We start from the raw sequence: 10777 nt of genomic DNA on the forward strand, positions 1-10777 counted from the left end.
CCGCTGAATCCCATGGAGAGACGACAAGATGATCGCGAGTTCGGTGCACGGGTCCTTCCGGGAGCAGGCACGGCGCACACCTGACGCGGTGGCGGTGCGCTGTGCCGGGCGCAGCCTCAGCTACCGGGAGCTGGACGACCGGTCGGACCGGCTGGTCCACCGGCTGACGGCCGAGGGAGCGGGCCCGGAGCGTCCGGTGCTGGTGCTGACGGACCGCTCGGTCGACCTGGTCGTCGGACTGCTGGCCATCCTCAAGTCGGGCTCGTACTACCTGCCGCTGCACACCGGCTATCCGCAGGACCGGATGCAGTGGATCGCCGACGCGTGCCGGGCCTCCGTGCTGCTCGCCGACACCACGATGCGGGACCGCTGGCTCCCGCAGGTCCCGGCGACCGTCCTGGTGGACGATCCGGCGCAGGCCGCGCAGGCCGCGCAGGCGGGGGACGGCGCGGACGTGGCGGAGGGGGCGGACCGCCCGTCGACCGCTCCGGACGTCCCCGCGCATCCCGACCAGCTCGCCTACGTGATGTTCACCTCGGGCTCCACCGGAACCCCGAAGGGTGTGGCGATCACCCACCAGAACATCCTCGACCTGGTCGACGACTCCATGTTCGCGGCTCCCGGCGCCCACGACCGGGTGCTGCTGGTCGCCTCCTACGCGTTCGACCCCTCGACCTACGCCTTCTGGTACCCGCTGCTGCACGGCGGCACGGTGGTGATCGCCGCGGAGTCCGAGCTCACGGTGGACCGCCTCGCCCGTCTCTTCGTCGAGGAGCGGATCACCGGCGCGGACATCACGGCCGGACTGTTCCGGGTGATCGCCGAGGAGCACCCGGAGTGCTTCGCCGGGGTCCGTGAGGTCATCACCGGCGGCGACGTCATCTCCGCCACCGCCGTGCGCCGGGTGCTGGAGGCGTGCCCGGACACGATCGTCCGAGGCGCCTACGGCCCCACCGAGACCACGCTGTTCGCCTCGCAGTCGCCGTGGACGAAGGCCGCGTCGGTGCCGGACCAGGTGCCGATCGGCCGTCCGCTCGACGGCATGCGGGCCTACGTCCTCGACGACGCCCTGAGCCCGGCCGGCACCGGGGTGACGGGTGAGCTCTACCTGGCCGGGGCCGGACTGGCCCGCGGCTACCTCGACCGACCCGGGCTCTCGGCCGAGCGCTTCGTCGCCGACCCGTTCGGTCCGGCCGGCACCAGGATGTACCGCACCGGGGACCTGGCCCGCTGGAGCGCCGACGGGCTGATCGAGTTCGTCGGCCGGGTGGACAACCAGGTCAAGATCCGCGGATTCCGCGTCGAGCCCGGCGAGGTCGAGTCCGCGCTCGCCGCGTTCCCGGGCCTGCGTCAGGTCGCCGTCACCGTCCGCGAGGACCGGCCCGGCGACAAGCAGCTGGTCGCGTACGTCGTCGCGCAGGAGGACACCCGCGCCGACGTCGACGCGGTGCGTGACTACCTGACGCGGCAGCTGCCCGCGTACATGGTCCCCTCCGCCATCGTCGCCATCGACCGGCTGCCGCTGACCTCCAACCACAAGGTCGACTACCGGGCCCTGCCCGCCCCGCCCCAGGAGGCCGGCCCGGTCGGCGGCCGGTCGCCGCGCAACCGGCGCGAGGAGGAGCTCTGCGCGCTGCTCGCCGACGTTCTCGGGGTGGCCGGGCTCGGCATCGACGACGACTTCTTCCAGCTCGGCGGCCATTCGCTGCACGCGACCAGGCTGGTCAGCCGGATCCGTTCGGCCTTCGGCGTCGACCTGGGCGTCGCGGCGGTCTTCCGGAACCCCACGGTCGCGGCTCTGGCCGAGCTGCTGGAGGACGCCCCGACGCTGGGGCCGGCGCCGCGGCCGGCCCTGCTCCCGGCGGACCGCGGCGGGCCGGTCCCGCTGTCCGCGGCCCAGTACCGCCTGTGGTTCCTCAGCCGGCTGGAGGGCGGCTCGGCGACCTACAACCTGCCGATCGCCGTCCGGCTGCGCGGGGATCTCGACCGGGCCGCCCTGGAGGCCGCCCTGGGTGATCTCCTCGCCCGGCACGAGAGCCTCCGCACCGTCTTCCCCGAGCACGAGGGCAGGCCGCACCAGGTGGTGCTGCCGGTGGACCGGGTCCGTCCCGCGCTGCCGCTGGAGCAGGTCGAGGACCTGCCCGCCGCGCTGCGGTCGGCGGGGCTCGAGCCCTTCGACCCGACCACCGACGTGCCCGTGCGGGCCAGGCTGTTCCCGGCGGGGCCCGGCGAACACGTGCTGCTGCTGACGATGAACCACATCGGCAGCGACGGCTGGTCGATGGAGCCGCTCACCCGCGACCTGAACGAGGCGTACACGGCACGCCTGGCCGGGCAGGCGCCCGACTGGGCGCCCCTGCCGGTCCAGTACGCGGACTACACCCTGTGGCAGCGCGCCCTGCTGGGCTCCGAGCAGGACCGGGAGAGCGTCGCCTCCCGCCAGTTGGACTTCTGGCGTGCCGCCCTGGACGGGGCGCCCGAGGAGCTGGAACTCCCCGTCGACCACGCCCGCCCCCCGGTGGCGAGCCACCGGGGCGGCGCGGTGCCGCTGGCGATCGGTCCCGAGCTGCACGAACGGATCGGCCGACTCAGCCGGACCACGGGCACGACGGTGTTCATGGTGCTTCAGGCCGCCCTGGCCGCGCTGCTGACCAGGACCGGCGCCGGCACCGACATCCCGATCGGGAGCACGATCGCCGGACGCAACGACGCCGCCCTGGAGCGGCTGGTCGGCTTCTTCGTCAACACCCTGGTCCTGCGCACCGACACCTCCGGCGACCCCAGCTTCCGGCAGCTGCTGGACCGGGTCCGGCAGACCGACCTGGCGGCCTACGAGCACCAGGACGTGCCCTTCGAGCAGGTCGTGGAGGCCGTGAACCCCAGCCGCTCGCTGGCGGTCCACCCGCTCTTCCAGGTCATGCTGGTGCTGGAGAACCCCGGCGGGTACCGCTTCTCGCTCCCGGGCCTGACCGCCGAGTCCGAGGAACTGGGCACCGACACGGCCAAGTTCGACCTGCTGTTCAGCTTCACCGAGCAGTACGGCCCGGACGGGACCCCGGCCGGGATCACCGGCCGCCTGGAGTTCGCCGCCGACCTCTTCCTGACGACCACGGCCGACCTCCTGGCGCAGCGCCTGCGGGTCCTGCTGGCCGACGCGGTGGCCGACCCCGACCGGCGGCTGTCCGAGGTGGACCTCTTCCTCGACGGCGAGCGCGGCCGCGTCCTGACCGGCTGGAACGCCACCGGTGCGGAGCGTCCCGAGTCCTCGCTGCCCGAGCTGGTCCAGCGGCAGGTCGCGCGCACCCCGGCCGCGACGGCGGTCTCCGCGCCGGATGGTGAACTGTCGTACGCGGAGCTGAACGAGCGGGCGAACCGCCTGGCGCACCTGCTGCTCGCGCGCGGCGTCGGACCGGGCGACTACGTCGGCGTGGTGCTGCCCCGCGGCACCGGCCTGATCACGGCCTTCCTCGCCGTCCTGAAGTCGGGGGCCGCCTATCTGCCCGTCGACCCGGGATATCCGCAGGACCGCGTCCGCTTCATCCTGGACGACGCCCGTCCCGCCCTGGTGCTGACCACCGAGGCGGCCGCCGGGGTCCTCCCGGGCGACGTCCTGGCGCTGGACTCCCGGTCGGTGGGCGCTGGGCTCGCCGCGTCCCCCGCGCACGACCCGGGCGACGCCGACCGGCCCGCACCACTGACGCGGGAGACCCCGAGCTACGTCGTCTACACCTCGGGCTCCACCGGACGCCCCAAGGGGGTCGTCCTCCCGGCGCGGGTCCTGACCAACCTGCTCGCCTGGACGGCGTCCGCCGTTCCGTCCGGGCCGGGCTCACGGGTGTCCCAGTTCAGCGCCGTCAGCTTCGACGTGTCCGAGCACGAGATCCTCTCCGCCCTGCTGACCGGCGCGACCCTGTGCGTGCCCGACGAGGAGACCCGGCTCGACCCGGCCAAGCTCGCCGAGTGGTTGGACCGCGAGCGGATCACCGAGTTCCACGCCCCCGACCTGGTGATCGCGGCCGTCTACGAGGCCGCCGTCGAACAGGGCCTCGGGCTGGACGCCCTCAGGCATGTGCTCCAGGCCGGCGAGGCGCTCCAACTGACCGCCACGGCCGCCCAGTTCCACTCGGCCCGGCCGTCGCTGCTGCTGCACAACCACTACGGCCCCTCCGAGACCCACGTCGTCACCGGCGCGACGCTGCCGACCGCGGTGGAGGACTGGCCGGTCACCGCGCCGCTGGGGACGCCGATCTGGAACACCAGGACCTACGTCCTGGACGAGCGGATGCACCCGGTCCCGGTCGGCGTGGTCGGCGAGCTGTACCTGGCTGGGGAATGCCTGGCCCACGGGTACCTCAACCGGCCCGAGCTGACGGCGCAACGGTTCGTCGCCGACCCGTTCGGCGCACCGGGCGCGCGCATGTACCGCAGCGGCGACCTGGTCCGGTGGCGGTCCGACGGAACCCTGGAGTTCCGCGGGCGCGCCGACGACCAGGTGAAGATCCGGGGCATCCGGGTCGAGCTCGGGGAGCTCAACTCGGTGATCGCGGGCCACCCCGGGGTGGTCCAGGCCGCGACGGTGCTGCGGGAGGACCGGCCCGGCGACAAGCGCCTGGTCGCCTACGTGGTGGCCCAGGCCGGGGAGGTCCCCCCGCCCGCCGACGCACTGCGCCGCCATGTCGCGGCCGCCGTGCCCGAGGCCCTGGTCCCGGCCGCGTTCGTCGCCCTGCCCTCGCTCCCGCTGACGTCCAACGGAAAGCTCGACCGCAGGGCCCTGCCCGCGCCGACCTACTCCGGCGTCTCGGGCAGGGCCCCGCGCACCCCCAACGAGCGGGTGCTGTGCGGACTGTTCGCGGAGATCCTGGGCGCGGAGTCCGTCGGTGCGGACGACGGCTTCTTCGAACTGGGGGGTCACTCGCTGCTGGTCACCCGACTGGTGAACCGGGTGCGCGCGACCCTGGGCCTGGAGCTGCCGGTCCGTGCCGTGTTCGAGGCGCCGACCCCGGGCGGCCTGGCGCGGCGGCTGGACGCGGCGGGCCGCGCCCGCCCGGCCTTGGCGGCGGCGGAGCGCCCCGCCGAGGTGCCGGCCTCGTACGCGCAGCAGCGGCTGTGGTTCCTGGCCCAGTTGGAGGGGCCCGGCGCCACCTACAACCTGCCGGTGGCCTACCGCATCTCCGGCCCGGTCGACGCGGACGCCCTGGAACTGGCGCTCGGTGACGTGGTCGAGCGTCACGAGAGCCTGCGCACGGTGTTCCGGGACGCCGGGGGACGCGTGGTGCAGGTCGTCCTGCCGCCGGCCCCGGTCACCCTGCACCGGGCCGACTGCGCCGAGCGGGACCTGACCGACGTGCTCAGAGCCGTCGGCTCCCACCCGTTCGACCTGTCGGCGGAGCTGCCGATCCGGGGCACGTTGGTCTCCCTCGGCGCGGACGACCACGTGCTGATGGTGCTCTTCCACCACATCGCCGGTGACGGCATGTCCAGGGGACCGCTGGGCGCCGACCTCGGCGCCGCCTACCGGGCCCGGCTGGCCGGCGGCCCGCCGCGGTGGGCCCCGCTGCCGGTGCAGTACGCGGACTACACCCTCTGGCAGCGCGAGCTGCTGGGCCGCGAGGACGACCGGGACAGCCTGATCTCCGCGCAGCTGGACTACTGGCGGGCCGCGCTCGCGGACCTGCCCGAACTGATCGAACTGCCGACCGACCGGCCGCGTCCCGCGGAGGCGAGCTACCGCGGCGACCTGCTGGAGTTCCAGCTCGACGCGGGGCTGCGCGACTCGCTCGTCGGCCTGGCCAGGGAGTCCGGCGCGACGGTGTTCATGGTGGTGCAGGCCGCGTTGGCGGCGCTGCTGTCCCGCCTGGGGGCCGGAACGGACATCGTGCTGGGCACCCCGGTGGCCGGACGACCCGACGCCGGGCTGGACGATCTCGTCGGGTTCTTCGTGAACACGCTGGTGCTGCGGACGGACGTCTCCGGGGACCCCTCGTTCCGGCGGCTGATCGAGCGGGTGCGCGAGACGGACCTGGCCGCGTTCGCGCACCAGGACGTGCCGTTCGAGCGGCTGGTGGAGGTCCTCAACCCGGTGCGCTCGATGTCCAGGCACCCGCTCTTCCAGGTGATGCTGTCGGTCGACGACGCGACCGCGGCGGGCGGGCTCGACCTGCCGGGCGCGACGGCGGCGCCGTGGGAGACCGGGGCGGACACCGCGAAGTTCGACCTGTCGTTCGCGTTCACCGACCACGGCCGGGCCTTCGACTGCAGCGTCGAGTTCGCGACGGACCTGTTCGACCGCGAGTCGGTCGAGGCGCTGGTGGCCAGGCTCAAGCGGCTGCTGGCGGCCGTGACCGCCGACCCGGACGCCCCCGTCGGCAGCTGCGAGGTGCTGTCGGCCGACGAACGCCGGCAGCTGCTGGTCGAGTGGAACGCGACGGACGCCGAGGTGCCGGACGCCACCGTGCCGCAGCTGTTCGAGGCGCAGGTGCGGCGGACACCGGACGCACCGGCCGTCCGCTTCGAGGGAGCCGTTCTCGGCTACGCGGAGCTGGACGCGCGGGCGAACCGGCTCGCCCGTCTGCTGATCGCCCGGGGCGCGGGACCGGAGTCCTTCGTCGCGCTGTCGCTGCCGCGTTCGGCGGAGTCGATGGTCGCGCTGCTCGCCGTCCTGAAGTCGGGGGCGGCGTACCTGCCGGTGGACCCGGGCTACCCGGCCGACCGGATCGCCTTCATGCTCCAGGACGCCCGGCCCGCCCTGATCCTGACGAGCAGCGAGGTCGTCCCGGTGCTTCCGGACGAGGCGGCGCCCGGCGCCCGGATCCTGCTCGACGCGCCCGAGGTGCGGGAGCTGCTGGACACTGTGCCGGACACCGCGCCGACGGACCGGGACCGGCGGGCCCCGCTGCGCCCGGCGAACGCCGCCTACGTCATCTACACGTCCGGCTCCACCGGCCGTCCCAAGGGCGTCGTCGTCCCGCACCGCAACGTCGCCGACCTCGCCGCGTGGGCGGCAGCCGACATCGGCCCGCGGCACCTCTCGCAGGTCCTGGCGGCCACCTCGTTCAACTTCGACGTGTCCGTCTTCGAGATGTTCGGCCCGCTGCTGAGCGGTGGCTGCATCGAGATCGTCCGTGACGTGCTGGCCGTCCTGGAGAGCCCGGCCGGCGGGTGGAGCGGAAGCCTCGTCAGCGCGGTGCCGTCCGCGATGTCCCACATGCTCGGGCAGGGTCGGGGCGCGGTCACGGCGGACATGGTGGTGCTGGCGGGCGAGGCGCTGTCCGCGCACACGCTGAACACCATCCGGGCGGCGGTCCCCGGGAGCCGGATCGCCAACATCTACGGACCCACCGAGGTCACCGTCTACGCCACCGCCTGGTACACGGACCAGGAGGCTCACGACGCCCCGCCGATCGGCCGACCGATCCGGAACACCCGCGCGTACGTCCTGGACGCGGCGCTGCGCCCGGTGCCGCCCGGGGTGCCCGGCGAGCTGTATCTCGCGGGCCCCGGCCTGGCGCGGGGCTACCTGAACCGCCCCGGTCTGACGGCGGAGCGCTTCACGGCGGATCCGTTCGGTCCGGCCGGCAGCCGGATGTACCGCACCGGCGACATCGTCCGCTGGACGGCCGACGGCGAGATCGACTACCTCGGGCGTACGGACGGCCAGGTCAAGGTCCGCGGCTTCCGGATCGAGCTCGGCGAGATCGAGAGCGTGCTGGCCCGGCACGACGGGCTGGCCCAGGCGGCCGTCGTCGTGCGCGAGGACCAGCCGGGGGACCAGCGGATCGTCGGCTACGTCGTGCCGCGCGCGACCCCCGGACCGGACGGCCCCGGATTCGACACCGCCGAGCTGCGGGAGCTGGCCGCCGCCGAGCTGCCCGAGTACATGGTCCCGTCGGCGTTCCTCGTCCTGGACGCGCTGCCGCTGAACCCGAGCGGCAAGCTCGACCGGCGTGCGCTGCCCGCCCCCGATTTCGCCGCGCTGTCGGCGGGCCGCGCCCCGCGCACCGAACTGGAGCGGCAGCTCTGCGGACTGTTCGCACAGGTGCTGGGACTCGACCGGGTGGGCGTCGACGACAACTTCTTCACCCTGGGCGGCCATTCGCTCCTGGTGACCCGGCTGGTCGGCCGGATCCGCGACGAGCTCGGACACGACCTCCCGCTGCGGGCCGTGTTCGACGCCTCGACGGTCGCCGCGCTCGCCGAGCGGCTGTCCGACGCCGACGGCGGTGCCGGCGTCGGTGCCGGCGCCGACGCCCTGCGTCCGCTGCTGCCGCTGCGCCCGACCGGCGCCCTGCCGCCGCTCTTCTGCGTCCACCCGGGCCTCGCGGTGAGCTGGGGCTACGCCAACCTGCTGCCGCACCTCCCGGCGGAGGTGCCGGTGTACGGGCTGCAGGCCCGCGGCCTGAACGGGAAGGACCAACTGCCAGGCCGCGTCGAGGAGATGGCCGCCGACTACCTCGGGTTGATCAGATCCGTGCAGCCGGAGGGACCGTACCGGCTGCTGGGCTGGTCGTTCGGCGGCATGGTCGCGCAGGCCATGACCGCGCTCCTCCAGGAGCAGGGCGAGCGGGTGGAACTGCTCGCCGTCCTGGACGCCCACCCCGACGGGACCGGAGCCCCACCCGCCGCGGGCGAGCAGGACCGGCCGGGCGAGGCCGGCTTGCTGGCCGAGGTCCTCGACGGACTCGGCGTCCCGGACGGTCATCCCCACCAGGCGTTGACCCGGCCACGCTTCCTGGAGGCCGTCCGCGCGGCCTACCCCGAGCTGTCCGACCTGGACGGCGGGACCTCCGACGCCCTGGTGGAGGTCCTGCTGAACAACCAGCGCCTCGGCGCGCGGTACCGGGCGCCCGGCCTCGACGGCGACGTGCTGCTCTTCGTCGCCGAGCGCTCCTCGTCGTCGGAGTCCTCGGAGTCGGCGGCGTCGCCGGCCGCCGAGTGGCGGCGACTGGTGACGGGCGCGGCCGAGGTCCACGGCCTGGACTGCGCGCACGCGGAGATGACCACGCCGCGGTCCGCCGCGGTGATCGGACGCGTGCTCACCGAGCGTCTCCTCGACGGAACCGGGAAGCGATGACAGCGGACACCACGGACACCACGGACAGCACCGCGCGCACCCACGACGACGGCAGCGCGAGCGGGCGGCAGCGGCAGAGCTTCTGGGTCGCCCGCGGGCTGGTCCCCGAGGCCGGCCCACGGCGCACCCTCGCGCTCGCGAGCTTCGTCCGGCAGGTCGGCAACGGCCTGTACCTGATCAGCGCCGCGATCTTCTTCACCCGCTCGGTCGGCCTCTCGGTGACACAGGTCGGTCTCGGCATGGGCGTGGCCGCCGTCGTCGGGCTGCTCGCCGGGGTCCCGATCGGGCAGGTCGCCGACCGGTGCGGGCCGCGCGGGACCTACCTGGTGACCCTGAGCGCCGAGGCCCTCGCGATGGCGTCGCTCGTGCTCGTCCACGCCTTCTGGCTCTTCGTGGTGGTCGTCGCCCTGAGCCAGGTGGCCGCCGCGTCCAGCGAGGCGGCGCGCGGGCCGCTGATCCGCGGCTTCGCCGGACCGGACCCGGTGCGCTACCGCTCCTACCTGCGCGCGATCGGCAACCTGGCGGGCGGCACCAGCGCCATCGCGGCCGGAGTCGTCGTGCAACTGGACACCAGGGCCGCGTATCTGGCGCTGGTGCTGGGCAACGCGCTGTCGTTCGCGGTGAGCGCGGCCGTGGTCTCCCGGCTCCCGTCGCTGCCGCCGGTGAAGGCGCCGCCCGGCACCAGTCGGTGGATCGCGCTGAGGGACACCCCCTTCGTGGTGGTCACCGTGCTCGACGGGATCATGTCGATCCAGGGCTACGTCCTGGTCTTCGCCCTGCCGTTGTGGATCGTCGACCAGAGCCACGCGCCCAGATGGCTGGTCGGCGCGAGCGCCGTCCTGAACACCGGCCTGGTGGTGCTGCTCCAGGTCAAGGCGAGCCGGGGGATCGACAGTCCGTCCGCCGCCGCCCGCGCGATGCTCCGCTCCGGAGTGGCGTTCCTGATCGCCATGGCCCTGATCGCCACCACGGCGGGGATGCCCGGATGGCTCGCCGCGGCGCTGATCGCGGTGGGCGTGGTGGTGCACACGGTCGGCGAACTCTGGACGTCCGCGGCCACCTTCGAGCTGAACTTCTCGCTCGCGCCCGCGCACGCCCAGGGGCAGTACTCGGGGCTGTTCGGGCTCGGTCCCGGGCTCGCGAGCGCCGGCGCGCCGTCCGTCCTCGGTCTGCTCTGCATCACCTGGGGCGCGCCCGGCTGGCTGGTGATGGGGGCGGTCTTCGTCGTCGTCGGACTGGCGATGCCCGCTGTCGTGGGCTGGGCCGAACGGACCCGGCTGAGATACGGAGTCCTCGCCGAGCCCTGAGCTGTGAACCCTGAGCTGTGAACCCTGAGCCCTGGGCCCTGGGCTGTGAACCGAGCCCTGTGCCGTGACCCATGACCGTTCCGCAACCGACCGAACCGCCTGTGAACACGAGGAGCCAGCATGAGCAACCCCTTCGAGGACCCGGACGCCCAGTACCTGGTGCTGGTCAACGAGGAGGGCCAGCACTCGCTGTGGCCGGTGTTCGCCTCCGTACCCGACGGCTGGAACACGGCCCACGGTCCGGCAGGCCGTCCGGACTGCCTCGACTACGTGAACGAGCACTGGACCGACATGCGGCCGCGAACCCTCGCGGCGCAACTGGACGCGACCGTCTGACGGCGGCCGACGAGTTGGGGGGATTGCCCGGATGACCACGGCGAGCGAAGTTCCGTTCGGCGAC

At 73.9% G+C, this 10777-nt stretch carries 3 protein-coding genes; all 3 read left to right on the forward strand.

The genetic code is table 11. The features are described from left to right. Positions 1-28: 28 nt before the first annotated feature. Positions 29-9070, forward strand: coding sequence for a non-ribosomal peptide synthetase (locus tag TR50_RS23160; protein ID WP_063775128.1), 9042 nt, complete (start codon positions 29-31; stop codon positions 9068-9070). Continuing rightward, complete coding sequence (locus TR50_RS23165; RefSeq protein ID WP_084700811.1) at positions 9067-10377, forward strand: MFS transporter; 1311 nt, start codon at positions 9067-9069, stop codon at positions 10375-10377. The genes TR50_RS23160 and TR50_RS23165 overlap by 4 nt, the downstream gene beginning before the upstream one ends. Before the next feature lie 120 nt (positions 10378-10497). Next, a complete protein-coding gene (locus tag TR50_RS23170) occupies positions 10498-10713 on the forward strand; it encodes an MbtH family protein (RefSeq protein WP_042425013.1) in 216 nt (71 codons plus the stop codon). The last annotated feature ends 64 nt before the right edge of the window (positions 10714-10777 follow it).

Origin of the sequence: Streptacidiphilus anmyonensis, from assembly GCF_000787855.1 — a bacterium.
Lineage (GTDB): Bacteria > Actinomycetota > Actinomycetes > Streptomycetales > Streptomycetaceae > Streptacidiphilus > Streptacidiphilus anmyonensis.